This window comes from Pedobacter sp. GW460-11-11-14-TSB4 (assembly GCF_059423705.1).
Genome location: NZ_JBWKYI010000037.1, coordinates 22,581 through 48,079, shown reverse-complemented (window position 1 = coordinate 48,079; position 25,499 = coordinate 22,581). Strand labels below are relative to the sequence as shown.

Sequence of the window (25,499 nt, the reverse complement as noted above, 5' to 3'; positions counted from 1 at the left end):
CGTTCATTTTGATGATGAACGCCCCCTTTTATTTTATAATTTTTTATGCTGTTTCTTAATCTCTACTTTGCTTTTCTTTGCTACAGCAGGTTTAGCTGTTTTAACCTTCGGACTTGCAGGCGTTGCTTTTTCTTCTTTAATATATGGCGTTATAGAATCATCTTGAGTAGCGAAAGTAACTTTTTTAGTTAATTGCTTTGCAAATTTTTCGATTACTTTATCAGTTTTTTTGGCTTTTCCGTACTGGATAACAAGTTCGTTAAATGCAAGGGCTAATTTCGATTCTAATTCTTTGCGTAGTTTTTTGCTTGTCGAATGATTTTTCGACTTGGATTTATTCTTTTTCATTTAGAACTTATAGGGTTTCTTCAAAGATAAAAAAACAGAAAGTTAAATTAATATTATGATTATGTTAACACATAGCCCGGCGCTTAACATATAAAATATTTCTCATAACTTAGTTTAAATCAAATAGTTTAGAATTTAATCGAACGAATATGAACTATCCAATATTAATCGGCGTTGCGGTTCTGGTTATTATTTTAATTGTTTACCTGATTAAAAGAAACCAAAAGGATAAGAAGGCCTTTGAAGAGGAGACCATTCAATCTGAACTTCCCCCTGAAAAAGACGATAAGGAAAATATTTAAAAAGTATGCCCTGCTGCGATTTCGCCACCCAGATCTAATGTATTCTGGAAGCCTTCCAAATACTGAAGTAAATGCCGCTCTGCATTTGCATAAGAGGTAAATGTAGACGCCGGTTCATAGGCATCAGCATCAGTTTTGCTTTTGTAAAACGAACTGATTTTGAAAACGAAAACTTTGTCATCATTAATAGGCGACATAATTCTAGCCTTTATGGCGTGGCCGTTTACCTCAACAAAAAATTCTTTTAAAACAGTATAGATAACAGCAGACATAGACCAGGTTTTAAATTTAACTCAATATAAGAAATCTAAATTACCTTAAATAGCCCATGAATCAACCTGTTGTTGATAACATAATAATTTTTTAACATTAATTTAATGTGAATGGCTATTTCTTAACAGGCTCGTATGCATAAACCACTTCGTATTTACTGTTTTTGAAATTTGAAGAAAGTTGTCCGATTTTTAGGTTTTGAGCCTGGGGGGTAGGCTCGCAATACGAATATTTTTTGCCTTTATAAGTAACCGGTTCGCCAATTGGTTTATCAAACTGAACAGCAATGGTTAAATGTTTAGGGTATAGCAGGGCAATCATCGGCAGGTTATATATTTCCTTTACCAGATAGAAAAATAGTGCAGCCCGGTCATCGCAATCGCTGTACGTACTTAATAACGTTTGTTCAGGGGAGAAACGTTTTTCCTTGCCGAAGTTTTCACCGTCATCTTCATATAAAAAACCATAACGGGTAAACCTCATCAGGTAATCAACCCCTTTTTTCTGATCCATGCCCTTTAGGTTTTCTTTCAGGGTGGGAATAAGCGAGCTGTACGTTTCCCTGCTTAAAGGGATATTAAAATAACTCTCAAAATCTACTACCGGATAATTTTTGAAAATGGCTTGTACATCTTCATTAACTTTTAGCTTAAAGTGATGGATTTTTTGACGGTAGCTAAATTCGATATCCTTTTCCTGATAACTTTCCGGTTTAAAATCGGGCATTCTGGTTACCTTATAAGAGAAAGGATTTTTAGCCTCTGGAATTAAAATTTTAACAGGTTTGTAAGCATCGGTCTGTTTAAACAGTTTGCCATAATCATGGTAATTCAGGCACATAAACTTTTTATCATCAATCATAAAAAACGGAATATCACTGATATCCTCTTCATTTCTTACATAAAAGATAACCTGATCATTGCCTATGGCTAACCTGGCATCGTAGCCACATTTACTCAGTAAAAACCATTTGTATAAAGTATAACCGAAATAATTAGCTGCTTTCGGGCTAATCTGTTCGGCTGTTTTACGAATCAGCTGATAATAAATCCAGTCGTTTAGGTTGTATTTTTTCTGGTATTTTTCTAAAGACGAAATAAGGGGCGCATATTGACCAGAGGAGATGCGGCTGTAAAAGTTTGAAACGGCTGATGTGGTTGCTGTTTTGGGTATTGGAAAAACCACTGAAGAATCGATACTAAAGTTAAAGGTCCCATCATAAAAATCGAAAGAATAGTTTTGTCCCTTCGAGATGATGGCATTCATCATCAGGCAAACGAACAAAATAGTGCTCAAAACATATGTATAAATCCCTCTTTTCAAACCGCCCTGTATTTGGTTACATTAAATTTACTTATTATTAACATAAAAGCAACAATTTCTTTATGTGAACAATTTTAGCATCACTTAACGTAGTGTTAACATTAATGCTGATTCAGGGCTTTGAAAATTGCTTCTTAGGAGAAAATCGTTGGATTAGAAATATCATTATATATGCATGAATAAATTCTATAAATAACATATCATTAATACCAATTTAACAAGGCAAACCTACTTTTGTGGCATAAATATTTGGTTAGTATTTATAAAGTTTAGGTTAGTTGATAATAAAAAACCCAGATGGATGTCTGGGTTTTTTTATTGAATTGACTTAAAGATTCTTGCCGAGTTTTTCGAGCATTTCTGGTGGGATATTATGTGTATCAACCACTAAGAAGCCATCTAAGCAATCAGAAAATTTAGGGTCGATATTGAATGAGATAATCTTTGCATTCAGGTTCATGTACTGCCTCAATAATACTGGAATTTTGATGTGCGAGTTTTCAATGTCTCCGATGATGCTGTCTAAATCTTTGAACGATTCGCTACTGTCTACCAGGGTATCGGTAGCGATAGGCAGTAAGTCGGCTTTAAATTTGTTCCGGGGTTTAACATATTTGGCCATTTCATAATCGAAATGGTTTTTGGTAATATAATCTACAATTAGGGCCTTGCTAAATTTAGAAAAGTTGTTGCTGATACTCACCGGTCCAAACATGTAACGATACTGCGGATTATCGATCAGGTACTTTAAAATACCTTTCCAAAGCAAAAATAATGGAAGAGGTTTGCCCTGGTATTCTTTTCTGATCCACGATCTGCCCAGCTCTATCCCTTGTCTCAACATCGGGTAAAACTGATCTTTCATTTTGAACAATTCAGACAGGTAGAAGCCACGGCGGCCCATGCTTTCTAAAATTTCATCTCCTTTACCAATCCGGTAAGCACCTACAATATTTTCCAAATCCTTATCCCAAATAAATAAGTGGTTATAGTAGATATCGTAATTGTCGAGATCGATTTTTTTGTTCGTGCCTTCACCAACTTCACGGAAAGTAATTTCGCGCAAACGGCCAATCTCTCTTAAAATATTCGGTATTTTTAAAGTCGGCACAATATATACTTCGTAGTTTTTCTCTGTCCAAACCTTGAAATCTTCCAGAAGCACAACCTCATTTTTAATTAATTCCCTCGAAGTTTCTTCAATTACTTCAACAGGTTTCTTTTTAATCTTAAATAAGTTTAACGGATTAAAGAGTTTTTTCTCTGTATCTAATCCAACACCAAGCGCATAGGTACGGGCCCTTAAAAAGTCCATCAGTTTATTACTACTGTTCATATGCGAAATTTCAGATACGGCAATGGGTTTACCAATGCGTACCTTAATGGTGCGCCCGTGTTTATTTAAAAACTCCGAAGGTAGCTTTGCTGTACGCAGCGTAGGATGGATGAAGCTTAAAATGTTAAAGAAAACACCATTATTGCCATGGAAATAAATAGGTACAACAGGTACTTTTGCTTTGGCAATCAGTTTTCCAACAACAGGATGCCACATCCTGTCGGTTACCTGCTGGGCATCTAATTTAAAGGTAGAAACTTCTCCTGCAGGGAAAATACCAATTGGTGTTCCATTTCTAAGTAAATCAAAAGTAGTTTTTAAGCCACTGATACTTGAAGAATGCTGCACATTTTCGAAAGGATTTACAGCAACAAAAAATTCATCAAGGTTTGGTATTTTCTTCAAAATGAAATTTACCATCACCTTGGCATCCGGCCTAACCGTGCACAATAGTTTAACTAAAGCCAAACCTTCTACACCACCATAAGGGTGATTTGCAATAGCAATAAAAGGTCCTGTTTTCGGGATGCTGTTTAAATCATCATCATCAAATTCTATCGAAACGCCAATGGTTTCTAATATCTTGTCTACAAATTCTAAGCCTTTAAAGTGTTGATTTTGAGCGAATACGTCGTTGATATCGTTCAGTTTCATGATCTCCATCATCAAACCTGCTAAACCTGGTACACCTAGCTTATCTATCTTTGTTGCTTTCGCAAACTCAGATGTAGTTATGATCTTCATATAAAATTCTTAGATTGTTGATAGGCAAAACCCATTCTGTTTTGCAATCCCAAAAATAAGATTTATATTTATAATACACATGTCATATCGCATCAATGAGAATTTGGCTCAACAAAAATTTTGGTGTTAGCAAGGGTGAATTTAATGGATTGCTGTTTCTGGTCTTTATTCTCATTGTCATTAAGGCTATACCTATTATATATGATTATTATCAGCCCCTTTCAAATGATGATCCAAATCTCTTAGCACAAATTCAGAAGATCAGCATCACAGATCAGGCACATGCCAATAGCATTCGCGATCGGATTGAAAGTTCAAATCCCGAAAAACCGGTTAAACTTTTTAAATTCAATCCCAACACTTTAGATGTACAAGGCTGGCAAACTTTAGGCTTATCGCCAAAACAGGCACAATCGATTATAAATTATACCGTCAAGGGTGGTAAATTTTATAAAGCCGAAGATCTTCAGAAAATGTATACCCTTTCGCCAGAAATGTACCAAAAGATATTGCCTTATATTCAGATACCCGATCAGCCCATCAAGGACTCCGGAAAATATGCGCCTTTCGAAAAAAAGGAATATGCTAAAAAAACATTGACAATCGTCGATATCAATAGGGCTGATTCGGCACAACTGGACGAGATAAAAGGCATTGGTGGCACTTTTGCCCTTAGAATTATTAAATACCGCGAGCGTTTAGGTGGTTTTTACAAGAAAGAGCAGCTGCTCGAAGTTTATGGCTTAGATTCTACGAAGTATGCTGAAATTAAAGATCAGATCGAAATCAGCAATACGCCGCTAAAAACAATAAACCTAAATACAGCAACGTTTAACGATTTAAAGCGCAATCCATACCTTTCGTACAAACAGATCAATGCCATTATTCAATACCGCAAGCAGCATGGCAATTATTCGGGTATATCTGATCTGAAAAAGATTGTGCTGTTGAACCAGCAGGTTATCGATAAAATTACCCCTTATATTTCTTTTTAAACACTTGAGTTAAAGATTAAACATTTCCTATTCCGAGTTAATTGCAAAATTTAGAAAGAATCCATTTTCAATTTGATTTGGAAGGCAATTATTAACCCCAAATCATCGTACTGGCCGTGCCTTATAAACCTGATCGGAACGAGCACGGAGTGTAACGGAGTAAAGTGGAGAGCAGGGCTGAGTTGAGCCAAAAGCTCCTGTACCTGATTTCCAAAAAAGATAACCATTTAAAAATTAAGCATTTCCTATTCTGGGTCAATTTTAGGAGTTAGCCGCCAGGTTTAAAAGAATCGATTTTCAATTTGATTTGGAAAGCAATTATAAACTCCAAATCATCTTACCAGCGGTGCCTTATAAACCTGATCGGAACGAACACGGAGTGTAACGGAGTAAAGTGGAGAGCGGGGCTGAGTAACGCCAAACGCTTCTGTACCTGATTTCCAAAAAAAGATGATCATTAAAAAATTATGTATTTCGTTTCCAGGTTAATTATTGCCGTTAATTTCAAGGTTTAAAATTAACCGATAAACTAATTGAACCGAATACCATTTCATTCTGTAATTGCACAAATATTTAATGGTAACTAACTATCAAATAATTGTTTATAATTGCCTCAACTAACTATAAAATATAAATTTAATGAGCGTAAGCTTCGATTTTTCAGAAACAGAAACTCAGCAAAGTGTAAAGGCCATGGTCCGCGATTTTGCAGAGAAAAACATTCGTCCACATATCATGGAATGGGATGAGGCACAGCATTTCCCCGTTGAATTGTTTAAACAGCTCGGAGAACTGGGCTTAATGGGCGTATTGGTTCCCGAAGAATATGGCGGCTCTGGATTGGGCTATCAGGAATATGTTGATGTAATTGTAGAAGTGGCCCGCGTTTGTGGCTCAATCGGTTTATCATTAGCTGCGCACAACTCCTTATGTACTGGTCATATTCTGGCCTTCGCCAATCCAGAACAGAAACAAAGGTGGCTGCCAAAGCTGGCAACAGCCGAATGGATTGGTGCCTGGGGATTAACCGAAGCCAATACAGGTTCGGATGCCTTAAGGATGATGACCACTGCTGTTGAAGATGGCGACGATTACATTATAAACGGTGCAAAAAACTGGATCACTCATGGCAAAAGCGGCGATATTGCGGTTGTTATGGTAAGAACCGGTGAGCAAGGAAGTTCGAAAGGGATTTCGGCTATTGTAGTAGAGCGCGGTACACCTGGTTTTACTGCAGGGAAAAAAGAAAATAAATTAGGAATGCGGGCATCAGAAACCACAGAAATGATTTTTGACAATTGCCGCGTACCTAAAGCCAATTTATTGGGCAATGTTGGCGAAGGTTTTAAACAGGCCATGAAAGTTTTAGATGGCGGCAGAATTTCTATTGCCGCCTTGGCCCTAGGCATTGCAAAAGGTGCTTTTGATGCTGCAGTTGCTTATTCGAAACAACGCCAGCAGTTTGGTCAGCCCATTTCGAGCTTTCAGGCCATTAGCTTTAAACTAGCTGATATGGCTACAGAGATTGAAGCTGCCGAACTATTAATCCGTCAGGCGGCAGATTTAAAGAACAGGCATTTGCCCATGACAAAAGAATCGGCTATGGCGAAATATTTTGCCTCAGAGGTTTCGGTAAGGGTAGCCACAGATGCCGTTCAGATATTTGGTGGTTATGGTTATACCAAAGACTTTCCAGTTGAGAAATTTTATCGTGATAGTAAATTATGTACAATAGGCGAGGGCACCTCAGAAATACAAAAGATTGTAATCGCCAGAGAAGTCTTGCAAGGGTAGAAAGGTAGAAGGTTTAGGGTTTAAGGCAAATGTCGATCACCCTACACCTTAGACCTTACACCTTCAACCTTATTAAAACCAAATATATTATGAGTAATCCGGATGGCTTAACCACCTCCGGATTTTTTTTTGTTTAAAATTTTAAAACCAACTACTTGAAAGCGATGTTTTTTAATGACCAATGACCAATGACCAATAACCAATAACCAATAACCAATAACCAGGATAAGCCTGGAGTTTGGCGTTTGGCGTCAGTTAACCGATTAAATAATGGCCCACATTAGTGACTATTGTACCATAACCAATATTCAATGATCAATAACCATTTGGTAAGTGAACTAATGAACTAATGAACCATTGAACTAATGACTAATAAACTAACATATGGCAAAGTATTCAGAAAAAGCTGGTGAGAAAGTAGAAGAAACCATGCACGAAATGAAAGCAGGTAAGCTTAAAAGCGGATCAGGTAAAAAAGTGACTTCCAAAAAACAGGCTATTGCTATCGGATTATCGGAAGCCAGAAAAGCAGGAGCGAAGGTACCGAAGAAAGGTTAGCAGGTAAAAGGTTTATGGTATAAGGTTTTAAAACTAATCTTTTGAATAATAATTTTCCCTAAACCCTAAACCCTAAACCCTAAACCCTAAACCTTTAGCTTATTGTATATCTTTCGTAGTTAAAATGCTATCTACCACATAAACGCTAAATCCGCGCCAGGGCAGGGTGTTTTTATATTCTTTATAGTGTAACTCGTAAAACTTTCCGCTATTGGCCATCATTTTATCGGCAATTTCCTTATTTGCAATAGAAAATTCGAATTCGTTGTTTTGCAAGGTGCCGGCTTGTTTGGATCGTACGCCGCTTTGAATCAATTTACCTTCGTATGTTTTAAAGATATAACCTTTCTTTACCACATAATTTAATTCGCCTGCTTTAACCCCTTCGCCAAAAACAAAGAAATACCGGTAATAGCAAACTGCTACGAGTAAAATCACGACTATAACTGCGATAATTGAACCTACTTTTTTGCCTGTTGTCATATCCTATATTGTATATATAAATGTAAGTAAACAACAGTTTAGTTTAATCAATGATTTAAATATAATTTCTTTTTATAAAATCTTTCTCATTTTCAATATTTTGCTTACATTTGCAGCCCCGATAACACGGGAAAATTTAAAAAACCACGAGAGGAGGTATTTCAGCGTTATGATCATTATCAACATTAAAGACGGCGAATCATTAGATAAAGCCCTTAAACGTTTCAAGAAAAAGTTTGAAAAAACTGGTGTATTGAGAGAACTACGTAGTCGCCAAGCATACGAGAAAAAATCCGTTGCTCGCCGTACTGAAATTAAACATGCTGTTTACATTCAGAATATGAATCAAGATACAACTGCATAGTTGTTTAAGATATAAATACATTAAAGTCCTCCAGATGTTAAATCGGGAGGACTTTTTTGTTTTAAAAAGAAATCAAAAACTTTACAATAAACAATTAATTAATGATTTCTTTATATCAAAACTATTTGTAACTTCATATCAGTCCCCGGCAAAAAGATATTGAATGTTGCTAAAAAGTTTTATAACCTATTTAACTCACGAGAAGCGCTATTCTCAGCACACCATTACCTCTTATCAAACCGATTTAGATCAGTTTGAAGAGTATATCAATCATACGTTCAGTCTGAATTTTTTAGAAGTAAAACATGTTCATCTGAGGAGTTATATGGTAGATCTGATGGAGAACAAAATATCCGAGCATACCATCAATAGAAAAATTTCGACCTTAAGGAGCTTTTATAAATTTTTACAGCGAACCGGAGAAATTGATCAAAACCCTACTGTTTTAATTAAGGCACCCAAAATACCCAAAAGGTTACCTGTATTTGTTGATACACAAAAAATGGATCATCTACTGGATTCTGAGCATTATTTTGACGAAAGTTTCCCATCGGTTCGCGATCACCTGGTCATCGAACTGCTTTATGGAACAGGCATGCGTTTAACAGAACTGCTTCAGTTAAAGGATACCGATATTGATATTTATTCGGGAACGATAAAGGTGTTGGGTAAAAGAAATAAAGAACGGATCATCCCCGTAAATAAACAGCTTATTAATCAGGTAAATACCTACATTGAGCTAAAAAAGTTGCAAAACTTTAATAACAATTTGCTTATCTTAATCGTTACCAATACAGGTGCAGCGGCATATCCAAAATTAATATACCGTATTGTGACCTCATACCTAAACCACGTATCAACCAATGAGAAGAAAAGTCCCCACGTGCTTCGGCACAGTTATGCAACAAGCCTGTTAAATGCAGGAGCAGATCTAAATGCAATTAAAGAACTTTTGGGTCATGCCAGTTTAGCGGCAACCCAGGTTTACACCCACAATTCAATCGAAAGATTAAAAACAATTTATAAACAAGCCCATCCAAAGGCATAAAAAAAGGAGGAAAAATGAAAATCGGAGTTCAATCAATCCACTTCAGTGCAGACAGTAAGTTGTTAGATTTTATACAAAAAAAAGCAAATAAGCTAGATCAGTTTTTTGACCAGATTATTAGCGGAGAAGTGTATTTAAAGTTAGAGAACGTAGAGGATGAGGCCAATAAAATTAGTGAGATAAAACTCATTGTGCCCGGAGGAACCCTCTTCGCTAAAGAACAATGTAAATCATTTGAAGAAGCCACCGATCTGGCTATTGAATCGTTAAGAAAGCAGATTACGAAACATAAAGATAAAACACGCGCAAAATTAAGCGAGCATAAAGCAATTTTAAGCGAAAGCGAAGCCGCTGATTACTAAAAATTAGCTTAGTTTAAGAAAAGGCAACATGATTAATGATTATGTTGCCTTTTTTATGCACTACCTTGAGGAATTTGCTATTATTTTTTAATTGTTATTGACTAAGGAATTATGGTATCGAATGATTTTTTTTAAAAAAACAATAAGAATAGAAACGATTTAGTGGCGGTAGCGCATGTAAAGGGCAATGGTGGCAAAGCAGCAGGCAGCAGGGGAAAGTGCGATTAAACTTAAAAACCGATTCATATTCGTTTAGAACACCTAAAAAGTTAAAAAAAATAATACAAATTTAAGCGCAGGCAAAGCGGCTGATTATGAAGTACCTATTATTTTAAATGGGCCTAATTGAATGAATAGGCTAAAAAAGTTCAGTATTTTTTTTCAAATTTATTTTGAAGTGAAATATAAGTGTGTATATTTGCATTCCCTTTCGGAAACGGCGTTAGGCCAGGAAGAAAAGGGTTGTTCTTTAAAAAGATAAAAGTTTTAAAAAAACACGTTAATAGTATGAAAAATGAAGATTTTTCGTATCATTGCACAAAATTTAAAGCCTCCTTAGCTCAGCTGGTAGAGCAACTGACTTGTAATCAGTAGGTCATTGGTTCGATTCCGATAGGAGGCTCTTTTTATTTTAAAGTGTTAGCATTTTAAAGTAAAAAATGGGGAGATTCCAGAGCGGCCAAATGGGACAGACTGTAACTCTGTTATCGCAAGATTTCGAAGGTTCGAATCCTTCTCTCCCCACACTTTAAATGAACGACCAAATGTTTTAATGAGAGATTATTTCTATCATTCTTTCATTCAATCAATCACTAGTTTTTAAAAGCGGAAGTAGCTCAGTTGGTAGAGCGATAGCCTTCCAAGCTATAGGTCGCGAGTTCGAACCTCGTCTTCCGCTCCAATAAAAATTAGAAAGTGGGCAGTTATTGGTAACAGTTTTAATTTGGATAAAACTAAAAAGGCTGAAACTGGAAACTAAAAAGCCGACTTAGCTCAGCGGTAGAGCACTTCCTTGGTAAGGAAGAGGTCATGGGTTCAATTCCCATAGTTGGCTCAGGTATAATAAAGCTTTGTTAAATCTGTTTAATAAGCAGAGTAGACAAGGTTTTTTGTGTTGAAATAACAATAAATAAAAAAATAATAAAAAGTTAACCTACTAATTAGTTATAAATAAAATGGCAAAAGAAAAATTTGACCGCAGTAAACCGCACTTAAACATCGGTACAATCGGTCACGTCGATCACGGTAAAACAACTTTAACAGCAGCTATTACAAAAGTTTTGGCTGATGCTGGTTTAACTGAGGCACGTTCATTCGATTCAATTGACTCTGCTCCAGAGGAAAAAGAAAGAGGTATTACAATCAATACAGCTCACGTTGAGTATTCAACAGCTAACCGTCACTATGCACACGTTGACTGTCCAGGTCACGCGGATTACGTGAAAAACATGGTTACTGGTGCTGCTCAGATGGACGGTGCAATTATCGTTGTTGCTGCTACTGATGGTCCAATGCCACAAACTCGCGAGCACATCTTATTAGCTCGTCAGGTTGGTGTACCTTCATTAGTTGTATTCATGAATAAAGTGGATATGGTTGATGATCCTGAATTATTAGAATTAGTAGAAATGGAAGTTCGTGAATTATTATCGTTCTACGAATTCCCAGGTGATGATATTCCTGTAATCCAAGGTTCTGCATTAGGTGGATTAAACGGCGATCCTAAATGGGTTGGAAAAATTATGGAATTAATGGATGCTGTTGATAGCTACATTCCAATTCCTCCACGTTTAACTGATCTTCCATTCTTAATGCCTGTTGAAGACGTATTCTCAATTACTGGTCGTGGTACTGTTGCTACTGGTCGTATTGAGCGTGGTGTAATCAACTCTGGAGATCCGGTTGAGATCTTAGGTATGGGTGCTGAGAACTTAAAATCTACAGTAACTGGTGTTGAGATGTTCCGTAAAATCTTAGATTACGGTGAAGCTGGTGATAACGTAGGTTTATTGTTACGTGGTATTGAGAAAACTGATATCCGTCGTGGTATGGTAATCTGTAAACCAGGTTCAGTAACGCCTCACACTGATTTCAAAGCTGAGATCTATGTATTATCAAAAGCAGAAGGTGGTCGTCACACACCATTCTTCAACAAATACCGTCCTCAATTCTATTTCCGTACTACAGACGTTACTGGTGAGATTTCACTAGCTGAAGGTACTGAAATGGTAATGCCAGGTGATAACGTTACCATCACTGTAAAGTTGATCAACGCTATCGCAATGGAAAAAGGTCTACGTTTCGCTATCCGTGAAGGTGGTAGAACAGTAGGTGCTGGTCAGGTAACTGAAATTTTAAAATAAATCTTAAATCCCGGTTGACCGGGGCTTAAGTAAAATAAGAAAAGCGAAGTGTTTATACACTTAAACACTTCGCTTTCTAAATACGGGAATAGTTCAACGGTAGAATAGAGGTCTCCAAAACCTTTGATCAGGGTTCGAATCCTTGTTCCCGTGCTCAAAACAATGGTTGAGTAATTGAATGAGTGAATGATTGAATTTGAAAGTAAGCTTTCGAATATTATCATTCACTCATTTAGTCATTCTGTCATTCAATAAATTAAATATGGCTAAAGTAGTTGAGTTTATAAAAGAATCGTACGATGAAATGACCCAGAAGGTTACATGGCCTACCTGGGGCGAACTGCAAAGTTCTGCAATTCTTGTATTAGTGGCTTCTTTAATTATTGCATTGGTTATTTTTGCAATGGATAAAGGATCAACATTTGTGTTAGATACTTTTTATAAATCACTTTCTAATTAATATTTACTAATGAGCGATCTAAAGTGGTACGTTGTAAGGGCTGTTAGCGGTAAAGAAAAGAAAGTAAAACAGTACATTGATGCTGAGATCAGCCGTTTAGGTTTCTCTCATTTGGTTCCTCAGGTTTTAATACCAATGGAAAAATATTACCAAATGAAAGATGGTAAAAAAATTGCCAAAGAACGTAACTTCTATCCTGGTTATGTTTTAATCGAAGCTACATTAGATGGAGAATTAGAACACATCATTAAAGGAATTAACAGCGTTATTGGTTTCTTAGGTGATAAAGCCGGTAATCCAATCCCAATGCGCCAGGCAGAAGTTAACCGTATTTTAGGTGTGGTTGATGAAATGAGCGAGCAAGGTGAAACCATGAATGTGCCTTACTATGTGGGCGAAGGCATCAAAGTAATGGACGGACCTTTCAATGGTTTCTCCGGTATTATCGAAGAGGTAAACGAAGAGAAGAAAAAACTGAAAGTAATGGTTAAAATCTTTGGACGTAAAACGCCACTTGAACTTAACTACATGCAGGTAGAAAAAGAGTAAGAAATTATCTTTAAAATATTTAAAGGCCTTAGAATTTATTTTCTGAGGCCTTTTTGTTTGAAATAGATTTTCATTATAAGATTATGGCATTTTAATTGCTAGATTATAAGTATCCCTATCATTTTTTGTGATTTAATAATTAATTGTCAAACCACTTTAACAGTAATTATGGAATATTCATTAGTAGGGAAGAAGAACGCAGGTATTATATTTAGTTTTTATGATCCTTTTAAGTCGTTTCTAATCTTTGGTTCGGGTTCATTTTCTCCTGCTTTAATTCCTTTAATTATTGACACTATTCATAAAAATTATGTAGTGAAGAAAGTATCTGCAAAAGGCGGTATTGATGTTGATTATTATTTTCTTGAGTCAGGGATGGTTTGGGATAAAAGAAAAAGAATAAAGTTCAATAAAAAAGCGAATTCTTTATTATTATTGGTAGAAAACGGTCTTCCCAGATCCTTAAAGCCAACTTGGGATGCTGCTACTAATAAGCGGATCTTAACATTAGATAAAAGATTGCAAGCGCCAGCTCGGGAATTTACTAATACAGTGGAAGAAGAGCTTGGTATACAGCTAAGGATTGTACAGGCTTTAAGGACTATTGCTGAACAAAATGCGCTATATAATCAAGGCAGAACTACTCCTGGAAATATAGTAACTAAAGCAAAAGGAGGTACAAGTTATCATAATTATGCATTAGCTATGGATGTTGTGATTGTGAAAGAAGGTAATGCAGTTTGGAGTATATTGCCAAAAGAGGTTGTTAAGATTGGAGAAGATTTGGGATTTGAATGGGGAGGAAATTGGAAAGGTTTTAAAGATTATCCTCATTTTCAGATGACTTTTGGTCAAAGTATTAGAGATTTGAAAAAAGTAAAATAGTTATGAAAGGGTTTCTTATATTTTTGATTTGTATACTTTATTATGGTGCTGATGGTGTCTGTGTAAATGATCGTTCAATCAAAGCATTGGTTGATACTCCGGCTATTATCAAGAAAATACAAACGGACTTTTTAGCAATCAATAAACAGTTAAGCCTTTACCGAAAGAAAACTAAGGATGCACCCGGTGTGTCGGCAGAAGGTGGAGAGGTAACTGGTTATTATGATAAAAATACCTTAAAAAAAATGCATTGTGTTTTCTATGGTGAAACAGGAAGAGCTGAGGTTGATTATTATCTTAATAATAAAGGTCTATTCTTTGTATTTAGAAAGGAGATATTCTACGATAAGCCGATGTACGTGAAAGGTTCTAAAATAAAAAACACTGTCGAAACACGTTATTATATACATAGTAATAAAGTGGTAAAAAGTATTTCCAAACCCAGCACATCAGTAATATTATCCTATAATGAAATAGGAGATAGCTTTAAGCAAATCTTAAGCATATTAAATACGAAATAGGTTTGGTTCAATTTAATGATCGTTGCTAACTCCTAATTGATCGGGAATATTTTTACGCATTACATAATATAAAATATATTTCTCTCCATCTATTGTGCATTTGCAAGATTATCCATATCTTTGCAGTCCTTTAAGCTTTATAGGAGCTATAAGGAATTAAATGTTACATGCTTCCAATATTTAACATTGAGTTTTAAATAAACAAAAAACACAAAATGGCAAAAGAAGTCAGTGCAATGATCAAATTACAGATCAAAGGCGGAGCGGCAAATCCATCGCCACCAGTAGGACCTGCATTAGGTGCTAAAGGGGTGAACATTATGGAGTTTTGCAAACAGTACAACGCTCGTACCCAAGATAAAGCAGGTAAAGTATTGCCAGTTGTAATTACTGTTTATGCTGATAAGTCATTCGATTTCATCATCAAAACCCCTCCTGTAGCTATCCAGTTAAAAGATGCTACTAAATTACAGAGTGGTTCTGCTGAGCCTAACCGTAAAAAAGTTGGATCGGTGACCTGGGACCAGATTAAAGTTATTGCTGAAGATAAAATGCCTGATTTAAATGCATTTACGATCGAATCTGCAATGAGTATGGTTGCCGGTACAGCACGCAGTATGGGAATCACCGTTTCTGGTGACGCACCCTGGAACAATTAATTAAAAAACAGTTTACAACAGTGGCGAAATTAACTAAAAATCAAAAAAAGGCACATGCTAAGATAGAAGCTGGTAAAGCTTATACTTTGAAGGATGCTGCTGCTTTGGTAAAAGAAATCACTACGACTAAATTCGATGCTTCAGTTGATATTGATGTATCTTTAGGAGTAGATCCGCGTAAAGCCAATCAAATGGTACGTGGTATTGCTACTTTACCACACGGAACAGGTAAAACTGTACGTGTTTTAGCTTTAGTAACTCCTGATAAGGAAGAAGAAGCAAAAGCAGCTGGCGCAGACTTCGTAGGTTTAGACGAGTATGTAGCTAAAATTGAAGGTGGTTGGACCGATGTAGACATTATTATCACTACACCAGCTTGTATGGCTAAGGTAGGTAAATTGGGCCGTGTTTTAGGTCCAAGGAACTTAATGCCTAACCCAAAATCTGGTACAGTAACTAACGAAGTTGGTAAAGCTGTAACAGAGGTTAAAGCAGGTAAAATTGATTTTAAAGTAGACAAAACGGGTATCATACACGCCTCGATAGGAAAAGTATCATTCCCAGCAGACAAAATTTATGAGAATGCACTTGAGATTATTCAAGTAATTTCTAAATTAAAACCATCTGCTGCAAAAGGAACTTATTTTAAGAGCATTCACGTGTCTTCTACAATGAGTCCTGGGATTGCAATTGAAACAAAATCAGTAGCGGGGATCTAATCATGAACAGAGAAGAAAAAAACGAAGTAGTTTTAGAACTACAAGGACAAATGCAAGAGTTTGGCAATTTTTATATTGCTGATACTTCTAGCCTTTCTGTAGAGCAGATCAATAACATCCGCCGCAAATGTTTCGAAGGTGATATCGTAATGAAGGTTGCTAAAAACTCTTTAATCCGCAAAGCGATTGAAGGTTTAGATGGCGATGCTTCTGAGATATACGAAGCCCTTAAAGGTTCATCATCATTATTATTCTCAAAAACAGCAAACGCTCCGGCTAAGTTGATCAAAACTTTGAGAAAAACATCTGATAAACCAGTGCTTAAAGCAGCATATATAGATTCATCAGTATACGTTGGCGACGACCAATTGAATAACTTAGTAAGCTTAAAATCAAGAGAAGAGCTTATTGGCGATATCATTGGATTATTACAGTCACCAGCTAAAAATGTTCTATCTGCGCTTCAGTCAGGCGGTAACAAAATTGCAGGAATTGTTAAAACTCTTCAAGAAAGAGAAGGTTAACGAACACCTTAAGTTCGCAAATTAAACAAAATTATTACACACGTAAATTTTTAAAATCTTAATAAAATGGCAGATTTAAAAGCGTTTGCTGAGCAATTAGTAAACTTAACAGTAAAAGAAGTTAATGAATTAGCTCAAATCTTAAAAGATGAGTATGGTATTGAGCCTGCAGCTGCTGCTGTAGTTGCTGGTCCTGCTGCTGGTGGTGATGCACCTGCTGCTGCTGCAGAAAAAACATCTTTTGATGTAATCTTAAAAGAAGCTGGTGGTCAGAAATTAGCAGTTGTAAAACTGGTTAAAGACTTAACTGGTTTAGGTTTGAAAGAAGCTAAAGACTTAGTAGACGGAGCACCAAAAGAATTAAAAGCTGGTGTTGCTAAAGACGAAGCAGAAGCTCTTAAAAAACAATTAGAAGAAGCTGGAGCAGTAGTTGAGATTAAGTAATCACTTAACTTAGCTAAGCTAAAAATGTATTAGACACCGACTGAAAATGTCGGTGTCTTTACCTGTTTATAAACATCTCATTTTGTTTGGTTAATGAGCCTGTTTGAAATCTGAACCAAACAAATAGTTTATTCTTAAACTAAAATCTTTTAGTCCATTGGCAAAGACAGTCGAACAAAGAGTAAATTTTGCAACTAGTAAGCACATTATAGACTATCCGGATTTTCTGGATGTGCAATTGCAATCATTCAGAGAATTTTTCCAGATAGATACCACATCAGACGATCGCTCTAGCGAAGGTTTGTTTAAAGTGTTTGCTGAAAACTTTCCAATAACAGATTCAAGAAATATCTTCGTATTAGAGTTTCTTGATTATTTTGTTGATCCGCCACGTTACGATATACACGAGTGTATTGAGCGTGGATTAACCTACAATGTTCCATTAAAGGCAAAGCTAAAGCTTTCTTGTAATGATGTAGAACATGAAGATTTTGAAACCATCATCCAGGATGTGTACTTAGGTACGATCCCGTATATGACACCAAAAGGTACATTTGTTATCAACGGTGCAGAACGTGTTATCGTTTCGCAATTACACCGTTCTCCAGGAGTGTTCTTCGGTCAAAGCCGTCACACTAACGGAACCAAATTGTATTCTGCCCGTGTAATTCCTTTCAAAGGTTCATGGATCGAGTTTGCTACAGACGTTAATAACGTGATGTATGCTTACATCGATCGTAAGAAAAAATTCCCGGTTACCACTTTATTACGTGCTATCGGTTACGATTCTGATAAAGATATCTTGGAACTTTTCGATCTTGCTGACGAAGTAAAAGTTAGTAAATCGGGTTTAAAGAAATACATCGGTCGTAAACTGGCTGCAAGAGTATTGAAAAAATGGGTTGAAGATTTTGTTGATGAAGATACTGGTGAGGTAGTTTCTATCGACCGTAATGAAGTGATTCTTGAAAGAGAAACCGTTTTAGAAGACGAACACATTGATATGGTTATCGAAGCTGGCGTAAAAAGCATCATCTTATCAAAAGAAGATGGCGCAAGTCAGGCTGATTATACCATTATATATAATACATTACAGAAAGATACATCAAACTCAGAAAAAGAAGCTGTAGAAAACATCTATCGTGCTTTGCGTAACGCAGAACCACCTGATGAGGAAACAGCACGTGGTATCATTGATCGTTTATTCTTTTCAGATAAACGTTACGATTTAGGAGATGTTGGTCGTTACCGCATCAACCGTAAATTAAAAATGAATACCCCTGATGAGGTTAAAGTATTAACAAAAGCAGATATTATTGCAATTGTAAAATACCTGATCAAATTGATCAACTCAAAAGAAGAGGTAGATGATATCGATCACTTGTCTAACCGTCGTGTACGTACGGTAGGTGAACAATTATACGCACAATTTGGTGTTGGTTTAGCCCGTATGGCCAGAACAATCCGTGAGCGTATGAACATTCGCGATAACGAGGTGTTTACACCAACTGATTTGATTAACGCCCGTACGTTATCATCAGTGATCAACTCTTTCTTTGGTACTAACCAGTTATCTCAGTTCATGGATCAAACCAATCCATTAGCAGAGATCACGCACAAACGCCGTTTATCGGCCCTAGGTCCAGGTGGTTTATCACGTGAGCGTGCCGGTTTCGAGGTACGTGACGTTCACTACACGCACTATGGTCGTTTATGTACGATTGAAACGCCAGAGGGACCAAACATTGGTTTAATTTCATCACTTTGTGTGCATGCAAAAATCAATAATTTAGGTTTCATTGAAACACCTTACAAACGTGTTGAAGATGGTAAAGTAGTTGTAGATTCAGACGTTATTTATTTATCTGCAGAAGATGAAGATGGTAAAACCATCGCTCAGGCTAATGCAGAGTATGATGATAAAGGTAACTTTACCACACCACGTGTTAAAGCGCGTTATGAGGGTGACTTCCCAATTATTGAGCCTGAGAAATTAGACTTAATGGACGTTGCACCTAACCAGATTACTTCAATCGCTGCTTCGTTAATTCCGTTCTTAGAACATGATGATGCGAACAGGGCTTTGATGGGATCGAACATGCAACGTCAGGCCGTACCATTGTTACGTCCTGAAGCACCAATTGTAGGTACAGGTTTAGAAGGTCGCGTTGCACGTGACTCAAGAACTTTGATCAATGCAGAAGGTGATGGTATTGTAGAGTATGTTGATGCTAACGAAATTACCATTAAATATGAGCGTAACGAAGATGATCGTTTAGTTTCATTTGAAGGTGATAGCAAAACTTACCGTTTAATTAAATTCAAAAAAACCAACCAGAATACTTGTATCAACTTAAAACCAATCGTTAAGAAAGGTCAGAAAGTAACTAAAGGACAAGTACTTTGCGAAGGTTATGCAACTGAAAATGGCGAATTAGCATTAGGTAGAAACTTGAAAGTGGCATTCATGCCTTGGCAAGGTTTCAACTTTGAGGATGCGATTGTAATTAACGAGCGTATTGTTCGTGATGACGTTTTCACTTCATTGCATATTGAAGAGTTTGAATTAGAAGTACGTGATACTAAACGTGGAGAAGAGGAATTAACACCAGATATCCCGAACGTTTCTGAAGAGGCTACTAAAGACCTTGATGAAAATGGTATTATCCGTATTGGTGCTGACGTAAAAGAAGGTGATATTTTAATTGGTAAGATTACACCAAAAGGTGAGTCTGATCCTTCACCGGAAGAGAAATTACTACGTGCAATTTTTGGTGATAAAGCAGGTGATGTTAAAGATGCGTCTTTAAAAACTCCTCCTTCAATCCAGGGTGTGGTAATTGATACTAAATTATTCAGCCGTGCTAAGAAAACGACAAAAGCTGAGGAAAAATCGGCAATTGAGAAATTAGACAAAGGATATAACAATATCACTGAGAAATTAAAAGCAGAATTAGTTGACAAATTATTCACCATCGTAAACGGTAAAACATCTCAGGGTGTATTTAACATTTACAAAGAATTATTGGTTGCTAAAGGCGCTAAATTTACTCAGAAAATTTTAGCTGAGCTTGATTATAATCACATTAGCCCTAACAAATGGACTACTGATGATGATAAAAACGAGATGATTAAAATGTTGCTTCACAACTACGGTATCCGTGTTAACGAAGAACTTGGTGCTTACAAACGTGATAAATTCGCGATCAGTGTAGGTGATGAGCTTCCTTCAGGAATCGTACAGATGGCAAAAGTTTATGTAGCTAAAAAACGTAAATTAAAAGTAGGTGATAAAATGGCGGGTCGCCACGGTAACAAAGGTATTGTTGCACGTATTGTACGTGATGAAGATATGCCTTTCTTAGCTGATGGTAGTCCGGTTGATATCGTGTTGAACCCACTGGGTGTACCTTCACGTATGAACCTTGGTCAGATCTACGAAACCGTATTGGCATGGGCTGGTAAAGAATTGGGTGTTAAATTTGCAACCCCGATTTTTGATGGCGCTACGCATGATGAGGTGGAAGAATGGATCGCTAAAGCAGGAGTTCCTGCTTCAGGAAAAACCTACTTATACAATGGTTTAACAGGTGAGCGTTTCGATCAGACTACAACTGTAGGTATTATCTACATGTTGAAATTAGGTCACATGGTTGATGATAAGATGCACGCCCGTTCAATCGGACCATACTCATTAATTACACAACAACCATTGGGTGGTAAAGCCCAGTTCGGTGGTCAGCGTTTTGGTGAGATGGAGGTTTGGGCATTAGAGGCATTCGGTGCAGCTAATATTCTTCAGGAGATCTTAACCGTTAAATCGGATGATGTAATCGGAAGAGCCAAAACTTACGAAGCCATTGTTAAAGGTGAAAACCTACCAACGCCAGGTGTGCCAGAATCGTTTAACGTATTGGTACATGAGTTACGCGGATTAGGTTTAGATATTACATTAGATTAAATAAGGTAGAAGGTTTAAGGTATAAGGTGAAAGGTTTTAAACCCTACGCCCTAAACCTTAAACCCTACGCCTTTAACCTTACATAAGTATGTCTTACAAAAAGGATAATAAATTAAAAAGCAATTTCACATCAATCACGATTAGCTTATCGTCTCCAGAAATTATTTTGGAACGTTCAAGCGGTGAGGTGTTGAAACCAGAAACCATTAACTACCGTACTTACAAACCTGAGCGTGATGGTTTGTTCTGTGAGCGTATTTTTGGTCCGGTAAAAGATTACGAATGTCATTGCGGTAAATACAAACGTATCCGTTATAAAGGTATTGTTTGCGATCGTTGTGGTGTTGAAGTAACGGAGAAAAAAGTACGTCGTGAGCGTATGGGCCACATTGCTTTAGTGGTTCCTGTTGCACACATCTGGTACTTCCGCTCTTTACCAAACAAAATCGGTTATTTATTAGGTTTACCTACTAAAAAATTAGATTTAATTATCTATTACGAGCGTTACGTAGTTATTCAATCAGGCTTAATGGCTGAAGAAGGTATCAACTATATGGACTTCTTAACGGAAGAAGAGTATTTAGATATCTTAGATAAATTACCTAAAGAAAACCAATACCTGGATGATAAAGATCCTAATAAATTCATCGCCAAAATGGGTGCTGAAGCATTAGAAGATTTATTAAAACGTATTGATTTAGATACTTTATCTTATGATTTACGTCACCAGGCAGCTAACGAAACTTCTCAGCAACGTAAAAATGAGGCTTTAAAACGTCTTCAGGTTGTTGAAGCTTTCCGTGGCGCTAATACACGTATTGAGAATCGCCCTGAGTGGATGATTGTTAAAATCGTTCCGGTTATTCCACCAGAATTACGTCCTTTAGTACCATTAGAAGGTGGCCGTTTCGCTACTTCCGATTTAAATGATTTATACCGTCGTGTAATTATCCGTAACAACCGTTTAAAACGTTTGATCGAGATTAAAGCACCAGAGGTAATTTTACGTAACGAGAAACGTATGTTGCAGGAAGCTGTAGATTCGTTATTCGATAACTCACGTAAAGTTAATGCGGTAAAAACTGAAGGTAACCGTGCTTTGAAATCACTTTCAGATATCTTGAAAGGTAAACAAGGTCGTTTCCGTCAGAACTTATTAGGTAAACGTGTGGATTATTCAGCTCGTTCGGTAATTGTTGTAGGGCCTAGCCTTAAATTACACGAGTGCGGTATTCCGAAAGATATGGCTGCTGAACTTTACAAACCGTTCATTATTCGTAAGATGATTGAGCGTGGTGTAGTAAAAACAGTTAAATCTGCGAAGAAAATCGTTGATAGAAAAGATCCGTTAGTTTGGGATATCTTAGAAAATGTATTAAAAGGTCACCCGGTATTATTAAACCGTGCACCTACGCTACACAGACTAGGTATTCAGGCTTTCCAGCCAAAATTAATTGAAGGAAAAGCAATCCAGTTACACCCACTAGTTTGTACTGCATTTAACGCCGATTTTGATGGTGACCAGATGGCTGTGCACTTACCGTTAGGTAATGCCGCAATTTTGGAAGCCCAGGTTTTGATGCTTGCAGCACATAACATCTTAAACCCTGCAAACGGTACACCAATTACAGTACCTTCTCAGGATATGGTTTTGGGTCTTTATTATATTACTAAAGGCCGTAGAACAGATGAAACCAGAGTGGTAAAAGGACAGGATTCTGCTTTCTATTCTCCGGAAGAAGTTATTATTGCTTATAACGAAAAAGAATTAGACTTGCACGCATTTATCAAAGTAAGGGTAAATGTTAAACAAGCTGATGGTTCTATCGTTAATAAATTAACTGAAACTACTGTAGGTAGAGTATTGTTCAACCAAATGGTTCCTGAAGAAGTTGGTTATATCAATGAGCTATTAACCAAAAAATCTTTAAGAGATATTATTGGTGAAGTAGTGAAAATGACCGGTATGGCCCGTGCTTCTCAATTCTTGGATGATATCAAAGAATTAGGTTTCAAAATGGCATTCCAGGGAGGTTTATCGTTCAACTTACAAGACGTAAACATTCCGGTTGAAAAACATACTTTATTAGAACAGGCAGCAGCTGAGGTTGAAGAGGTAAGAAACAACTATAACATGGGTTTCATTACCAACAACGAGCGTTACAACCAGATTATCGATATCTGGACCCGTATCAACAACAGGTTAACTACATTCGTTATGACTCAGTTATCATCAGATAACCAAGGTTTTAACTCTGTTTACATGATGCTTGATTCAGGTGCACGTGGATCTAAAGAGCAGATTCGTCAGCTTTGCGGAATGCGTGGTTTGATGGCGAAACCTCAAAAATCAGGTTCAGGTGGCGATATCATCGAAAACCCGATCTTATCAAACTTTAAAGAAGGTTTATCGGTATTAGAGTACTTTATCTCTACTCACGGTGCACGTAAAGGTTTGGCGGATACGGCGTTAAAAACGGCGGATGCGGGTTACTTAACCCGTCGTTTACATGATGTAGCGCAGGATATGATTGTTAACGATAACGATTGTGGTACTTTAAGAGGTATGTATACAACCGCTTTAAAAGATCAGGAAGATATCGTTGAGCCATTGTACGACAGGATTTTAGGCCGTACTTCATTACATGATGTATACAATCCTTTGGATAATACATTATTAGTAGGTGCGGGCGAAGATATTAACGAAGATGTTGCTAAATTGATCGAAGAATCTCCGTTAGAAGGTATCGAGATCCGTTCAGTATTAACCTGCGAATCTAAACGTGGTGTTTGTGCATTATGTTATGGCCGTAACTTGGCATCTGGTAAACGCGTTCAAAGAGGTGAGGCAGTTGGTGTAATTGCAGCACAGTCAATCGGTGAGCCGGGTACACAGTTAACACTTCGTACTTTCCACGTGGGTGGTACTGCATCAAACATTGCTGCAGAATCTAACATCGTAGCTAAGTTTGATGGTGTAATCGAATTCGAAAATATCCGTACTGTTGATACACAAACAGAAGAAGGAACAGTTCAGGTGGTATTAGGTCGTTCAGGTGAGTTCAAAATTGTTGAGCCAGGAACCGGACGTATCATTGTAACCAACAACATTCCTTACGGTGCATTCTTATTCGTAAAAGAAGGTGATAAACTTTCTAAAGGTGATAAAATCTGTTCGTGGGATCCGTACAACGCGGTTATTCTATCAGAATTTGCCGGTAAAGCACAATTTGATGCCATTATTGAAGGTGTAACCTTCCGTGAAGAATCAGATGAGCAAACTGGTCACCGTGAAAAAGTAATTATCGATACACGTGATAAAACTAAAAACCCTTCAGTTCAGATCGTTGATAAAAAAGGCGAAATGATTAAAGGTTATAACATTCCGGTAGGTGCCCACGTTTCAGTTGATGAAGGTGAAGCTATCCAAACTGGTCAGATTATCGCTAAGATTCCTCGTGCAACTGGTAAAACCCGAGATATTACAGGTGGTTTACCTCGTGTAACGGAATTATTTGAAGCACGTAACCCATCTAACCCAGCTGTAGTAACTGAGATTGATGGTGTGGTAACTTTAGGTGGCGTTAAACGTGGTAACCGTGAGATCACAATCGAATCGAAAGATGGTGAAGTTAAAAAATACCTGGTTCCATTGTCGAAACACATCCTTGTACAGGATAACGACTTTGTGAAAGCCGGTATGCCTTTATCAGATGGTTCAATTTCTCCTGCCGATATCTTATCAATTAAAGGTCCTGCAGCGGTTCAAGAATACTTAGTAAATGGTATTCAAGAGGTTTACCGTTTACAAGGTGTGAAAATTAACGATAAGCACTTCGAGGTAATTGTTCACCAGATGATGCAGAAAGTTCACATTGAAGATCCAGGTGATACTATTTTCTTAGAAAACAATGCTGTTGACCGTTGGGATTTTGCCGATGAGAACGATGCAATGTACGACAAGAAAGTTGTTGAAGACGCAGGTGATTCTACAGATTTCAAACCAGGTCAGATTGTTTCATTACGTAGATTAAGAGATGAAAATTCTCAATTGAAACGTAAGGATTTAAAACAGATTACGGTTAGAGATGCAAGACCAGCAACTGCAAGTTCTATCTTACAAGGTATTACACGTGCATCATTAGGTACTAAATCGTTCATTTCTGCGGCTTCGTTCCAGGAAACTACGAAAGTATTAAATGAGGCAGCAATTGCAGGTAAACGCGATAATATGTTAGGCTTGAAAGAAAACGTGATCGTTGGTCACTTAATCCCTTCAGGTACTGGTGTACGTGGTTACGAAAGAATCATCGTTGGTTCTCAGGAAGAATACGATAAATTATTAGCTTCGAAACAAGAAGAAGTAGAAGCTTAGATTTTAATCTAACAATAATTTTAAGCCTACCGATGTAAAAATCGGTAGGCTTTTTTGTTACCCGATTATTTTTCATCGCAGCGAAAAAAAAATATTTGTGTAGTTTTAA

23 protein-coding genes and 5 tRNA genes are annotated in these 25,499 nt (G+C 37.0%); 23 read left to right on the top strand and 5 right to left on the bottom strand.

What is annotated here, in order from left to right; genetic code table 11:
• Nucleotides 1-33: 33 nt before the first annotated feature.
• Nucleotides 34-348 carry a hypothetical protein gene (locus AC07YT_RS23115; protein ID WP_494945547.1) on the bottom strand — a complete coding sequence of 105 codons (315 nt, stop codon included), beginning with the start codon at nucleotides 346-348 and terminating at the stop codon, nucleotides 34-36.
• Nucleotides 349-497: 149 nt separating this feature from the next.
• Between AC07YT_RS23115 and AC07YT_RS23110 the strand changes: the two genes are divergently transcribed.
• The gene (locus AC07YT_RS23110) at nucleotides 498-650 is read left to right on the top strand and encodes a hypothetical protein (protein ID WP_494945546.1); all 153 of its coding nucleotides are present in this window, start codon (nucleotides 498-500) and stop codon (nucleotides 648-650) included.
• Here AC07YT_RS23110 and AC07YT_RS23105 read toward each other — a convergent pair.
• The 3 genes from AC07YT_RS23105 to AC07YT_RS23095 all read right to left on the bottom strand — a co-directional run bounded on the left by AC07YT_RS23105 (nucleotide 647) and on the right by AC07YT_RS23095 (nucleotide 4,326).
• Nucleotides 647-922, bottom strand: a complete 276-nt coding sequence (locus tag AC07YT_RS23105) for a hypothetical protein (protein WP_086545143.1) — start codon at nucleotides 920-922, stop codon at nucleotides 647-649. The two genes, AC07YT_RS23110 and AC07YT_RS23105, sit on opposite strands and share 4 nt — an antisense overlap.
• A 115-nt stretch (nucleotides 923-1,037) precedes the next feature.
• Entirely contained in the window at nucleotides 1,038-2,219 is a 1,182-nt protein-coding gene (locus AC07YT_RS23100) for a hypothetical protein (RefSeq protein WP_494945545.1), read from the bottom strand.
• A gap of 355 nt (nucleotides 2,220-2,574) precedes the next feature.
• Nucleotides 2,575-4,326 carry a bifunctional lysophospholipid acyltransferase family protein/GNAT family N-acetyltransferase gene (locus AC07YT_RS23095; RefSeq protein WP_086545145.1) on the bottom strand — a complete coding sequence of 584 codons (1,752 nt, stop codon included), beginning with the start codon at nucleotides 4,324-4,326 and terminating at the stop codon, nucleotides 2,575-2,577.
• Between the two features lie 95 nt (nucleotides 4,327-4,421).
• Between AC07YT_RS23095 and AC07YT_RS23090 the strand changes: the two genes are divergently transcribed.
• From AC07YT_RS23090 to AC07YT_RS23080, 3 genes are all read left to right on the top strand, one after another.
• Nucleotides 4,422-5,321 (top strand): ComEA family DNA-binding protein, encoded by a 900-nt coding sequence (locus AC07YT_RS23090; protein ID WP_086545146.1) that lies wholly within the window; start codon nucleotides 4,422-4,424, stop codon nucleotides 5,319-5,321.
• Between the two features lie 639 nt (nucleotides 5,322-5,960).
• Nucleotides 5,961-7,115 carry an acyl-CoA dehydrogenase family protein gene (locus AC07YT_RS23085; protein ID WP_086545147.1) on the top strand — a complete coding sequence of 385 codons (1,155 nt, stop codon included), beginning with the start codon at nucleotides 5,961-5,963 and terminating at the stop codon, nucleotides 7,113-7,115.
• A gap of 384 nt (nucleotides 7,116-7,499) precedes the next feature.
• Nucleotides 7,500-7,673, top strand: coding sequence for a DUF6496 domain-containing protein (locus AC07YT_RS23080; protein ID WP_478358773.1), 174 nt, complete (start codon nucleotides 7,500-7,502; stop codon nucleotides 7,671-7,673).
• A 99-nt stretch (nucleotides 7,674-7,772) separates the two neighbouring features.
• Here the strand turns inward: AC07YT_RS23080 and AC07YT_RS23075 are convergent, their stop codons facing one another.
• Entirely contained in the window at nucleotides 7,773-8,156 is a 384-nt protein-coding gene (locus tag AC07YT_RS23075) for a hypothetical protein (protein WP_086545148.1), read from the bottom strand.
• A gap of 169 nt (nucleotides 8,157-8,325) precedes the next feature.
• On the opposite strand from AC07YT_RS23075, the gene rpsU reads away from it, so the two are divergent.
• The 19 genes from rpsU to rpoC all read left to right on the top strand — a co-directional run bounded on the left by rpsU (nucleotide 8,326) and on the right by rpoC (nucleotide 25,390).
• Complete coding sequence (gene rpsU / locus AC07YT_RS23070) at nucleotides 8,326-8,520, top strand: 30S ribosomal protein S21 (protein ID WP_086549247.1); 195 nt, start codon at nucleotides 8,326-8,328, stop codon at nucleotides 8,518-8,520.
• A gap of 163 nt (nucleotides 8,521-8,683) precedes the next feature.
• Nucleotides 8,684-9,568 (top strand): tyrosine-type recombinase/integrase, encoded by an 885-nt coding sequence (locus AC07YT_RS23065; protein WP_086545149.1) that lies wholly within the window; start codon nucleotides 8,684-8,686, stop codon nucleotides 9,566-9,568.
• Between the two features lie 14 nt (nucleotides 9,569-9,582).
• Nucleotides 9,583-9,930 (top strand): ribosome hibernation-promoting factor, HPF/YfiA family, encoded by a 348-nt coding sequence (gene hpf / locus AC07YT_RS23060; protein WP_025143266.1) that lies wholly within the window; start codon nucleotides 9,583-9,585, stop codon nucleotides 9,928-9,930.
• 549 nt (nucleotides 9,931-10,479) lie between these two features.
• Nucleotides 10,480-10,552, top strand: a tRNA-Thr gene (locus AC07YT_RS23055).
• A gap of 39 nt (nucleotides 10,553-10,591) precedes the next feature.
• Nucleotides 10,592-10,674 (top strand) — tRNA-Tyr (locus tag AC07YT_RS23050).
• 81 nt (nucleotides 10,675-10,755) lie between these two features.
• Nucleotides 10,756-10,831 (top strand) — tRNA-Gly (locus AC07YT_RS23045).
• A gap of 81 nt (nucleotides 10,832-10,912) precedes the next feature.
• Nucleotides 10,913-10,984, top strand: a tRNA-Thr gene (locus tag AC07YT_RS23040).
• A gap of 121 nt (nucleotides 10,985-11,105) precedes the next feature.
• Nucleotides 11,106-12,293, top strand: coding sequence for an elongation factor Tu (gene tuf, locus AC07YT_RS23035; RefSeq protein ID WP_086545150.1), 1,188 nt, complete (start codon nucleotides 11,106-11,108; stop codon nucleotides 12,291-12,293).
• Nucleotides 12,294-12,375: 82 nt separating this feature from the next.
• A tRNA-Trp gene (locus tag AC07YT_RS23030) sits at nucleotides 12,376-12,446 on the top strand.
• A gap of 109 nt (nucleotides 12,447-12,555) precedes the next feature.
• Complete coding sequence (gene secE, locus AC07YT_RS23025) at nucleotides 12,556-12,753, top strand: preprotein translocase subunit SecE (protein WP_029279332.1); 198 nt, start codon at nucleotides 12,556-12,558, stop codon at nucleotides 12,751-12,753.
• Between the two features lie 9 nt (nucleotides 12,754-12,762).
• Entirely contained in the window at nucleotides 12,763-13,302 is a 540-nt protein-coding gene (nusG, locus tag AC07YT_RS23020) for a transcription termination/antitermination protein NusG (RefSeq protein ID WP_025143263.1), read from the top strand.
• Nucleotides 13,303-13,470: 168 nt separating this feature from the next.
• Entirely contained in the window at nucleotides 13,471-14,187 is a 717-nt protein-coding gene (locus tag AC07YT_RS23015) for a M15 family metallopeptidase (RefSeq protein WP_494945544.1), read from the top strand.
• 2 nt (nucleotides 14,188-14,189) lie between these two features.
• Complete coding sequence (locus AC07YT_RS23010) at nucleotides 14,190-14,708, top strand: hypothetical protein (RefSeq protein ID WP_086545151.1); 519 nt, start codon at nucleotides 14,190-14,192, stop codon at nucleotides 14,706-14,708.
• Between the two features lie 215 nt (nucleotides 14,709-14,923).
• Nucleotides 14,924-15,367: a 50S ribosomal protein L11 gene (gene rplK, locus AC07YT_RS23005; RefSeq protein WP_010601094.1), complete on the top strand. Its 444-nt coding sequence runs from the start codon at nucleotides 14,924-14,926 to the stop codon at nucleotides 15,365-15,367.
• 20 nt (nucleotides 15,368-15,387) lie between these two features.
• Entirely contained in the window at nucleotides 15,388-16,086 is a 699-nt protein-coding gene (gene rplA / locus AC07YT_RS23000) for a 50S ribosomal protein L1 (protein WP_025143259.1), read from the top strand.
• Between the two features lie 2 nt (nucleotides 16,087-16,088).
• A complete protein-coding gene (gene rplJ / locus AC07YT_RS22995) occupies nucleotides 16,089-16,610 on the top strand; it encodes a 50S ribosomal protein L10 (protein WP_086545152.1) in 522 nt (173 codons plus the stop codon).
• Between the two features lie 66 nt (nucleotides 16,611-16,676).
• On the top strand, nucleotides 16,677-17,054 hold the full coding sequence (rplL, locus tag AC07YT_RS22990) for a 50S ribosomal protein L7/L12 (RefSeq protein ID WP_010601097.1): 378 nt from the start codon (nucleotides 16,677-16,679) through the stop codon (nucleotides 17,052-17,054).
• A 157-nt stretch (nucleotides 17,055-17,211) separates the two neighbouring features.
• The gene (gene rpoB, locus AC07YT_RS22985) at nucleotides 17,212-21,015 is read left to right on the top strand and encodes a DNA-directed RNA polymerase subunit beta (protein WP_086545153.1); all 3,804 of its coding nucleotides are present in this window, start codon (nucleotides 17,212-17,214) and stop codon (nucleotides 21,013-21,015) included.
• 88 nt (nucleotides 21,016-21,103) lie between these two features.
• Nucleotides 21,104-25,390, top strand: coding sequence for a DNA-directed RNA polymerase subunit beta' (rpoC, locus tag AC07YT_RS22980; protein ID WP_086545154.1), 4,287 nt, complete (start codon nucleotides 21,104-21,106; stop codon nucleotides 25,388-25,390).
• Nucleotides 25,391-25,499 lie beyond the last annotated feature (109 nt).

Excerpts from the sequence above, each read along its gene's own strand:
- AC07YT_RS23095 (WP_086545145.1), bottom strand. The coding sequence starts at position 4,326 with ATGAAGATCATAACTACATCTGAGTTTGCGAAAGCAACAAAGATAGAT.
- AC07YT_RS23115 (WP_494945547.1), bottom strand. The coding sequence starts at position 348 with ATGAAAAAGAATAAATCCAAGTCGAAAAATCATTCGACAAGCAAAAAA.
- nusG (WP_025143263.1), top strand. The coding sequence starts at position 12,763 with ATGAGCGATCTAAAGTGGTACGTTGTAAGGGCTGTTAGCGGTAAAGAA.
- rplK (WP_010601094.1), top strand. The coding sequence starts at position 14,924 with ATGGCAAAAGAAGTCAGTGCAATGATCAAATTACAGATCAAAGGCGGA.
- secE (WP_029279332.1), top strand. The coding sequence starts at position 12,556 with ATGGCTAAAGTAGTTGAGTTTATAAAAGAATCGTACGATGAAATGACC.
- hpf (WP_025143266.1), top strand. The coding sequence starts at position 9,583 with ATGAAAATCGGAGTTCAATCAATCCACTTCAGTGCAGACAGTAAGTTG.
- AC07YT_RS23090 (WP_086545146.1), top strand. The coding sequence starts at position 4,422 with ATGAGAATTTGGCTCAACAAAAATTTTGGTGTTAGCAAGGGTGAATTT.
- AC07YT_RS23065 (WP_086545149.1), top strand. The coding sequence starts at position 8,684 with ATGTTGCTAAAAAGTTTTATAACCTATTTAACTCACGAGAAGCGCTAT.
- AC07YT_RS23080 (WP_478358773.1), top strand. The coding sequence starts at position 7,500 with ATGGCAAAGTATTCAGAAAAAGCTGGTGAGAAAGTAGAAGAAACCATG.
- AC07YT_RS23010 (WP_086545151.1), top strand. The coding sequence starts at position 14,190 with ATGAAAGGGTTTCTTATATTTTTGATTTGTATACTTTATTATGGTGCT.
- rpsU (WP_086549247.1), top strand. The coding sequence starts at position 8,326 with ATGATCATTATCAACATTAAAGACGGCGAATCATTAGATAAAGCCCTT.
- AC07YT_RS23110 (WP_494945546.1), top strand. The coding sequence starts at position 498 with ATGAACTATCCAATATTAATCGGCGTTGCGGTTCTGGTTATTATTTTA.
- tuf (WP_086545150.1), top strand. The coding sequence starts at position 11,106 with ATGGCAAAAGAAAAATTTGACCGCAGTAAACCGCACTTAAACATCGGT.
- AC07YT_RS23075 (WP_086545148.1), bottom strand. The coding sequence starts at position 8,156 with ATGACAACAGGCAAAAAAGTAGGTTCAATTATCGCAGTTATAGTCGTG.
- rplJ (WP_086545152.1), top strand. The coding sequence starts at position 16,089 with ATGAACAGAGAAGAAAAAAACGAAGTAGTTTTAGAACTACAAGGACAA.
- AC07YT_RS23085 (WP_086545147.1), top strand. The coding sequence starts at position 5,961 with ATGAGCGTAAGCTTCGATTTTTCAGAAACAGAAACTCAGCAAAGTGTA.
- AC07YT_RS23015 (WP_494945544.1), top strand. The coding sequence starts at position 13,471 with ATGGAATATTCATTAGTAGGGAAGAAGAACGCAGGTATTATATTTAGT.
- AC07YT_RS23105 (WP_086545143.1), bottom strand. The coding sequence starts at position 922 with ATGTCTGCTGTTATCTATACTGTTTTAAAAGAATTTTTTGTTGAGGTA.
- rpoC (WP_086545154.1), top strand. The coding sequence starts at position 21,104 with ATGTCTTACAAAAAGGATAATAAATTAAAAAGCAATTTCACATCAATC.
- rplL (WP_010601097.1), top strand. The coding sequence starts at position 16,677 with ATGGCAGATTTAAAAGCGTTTGCTGAGCAATTAGTAAACTTAACAGTA.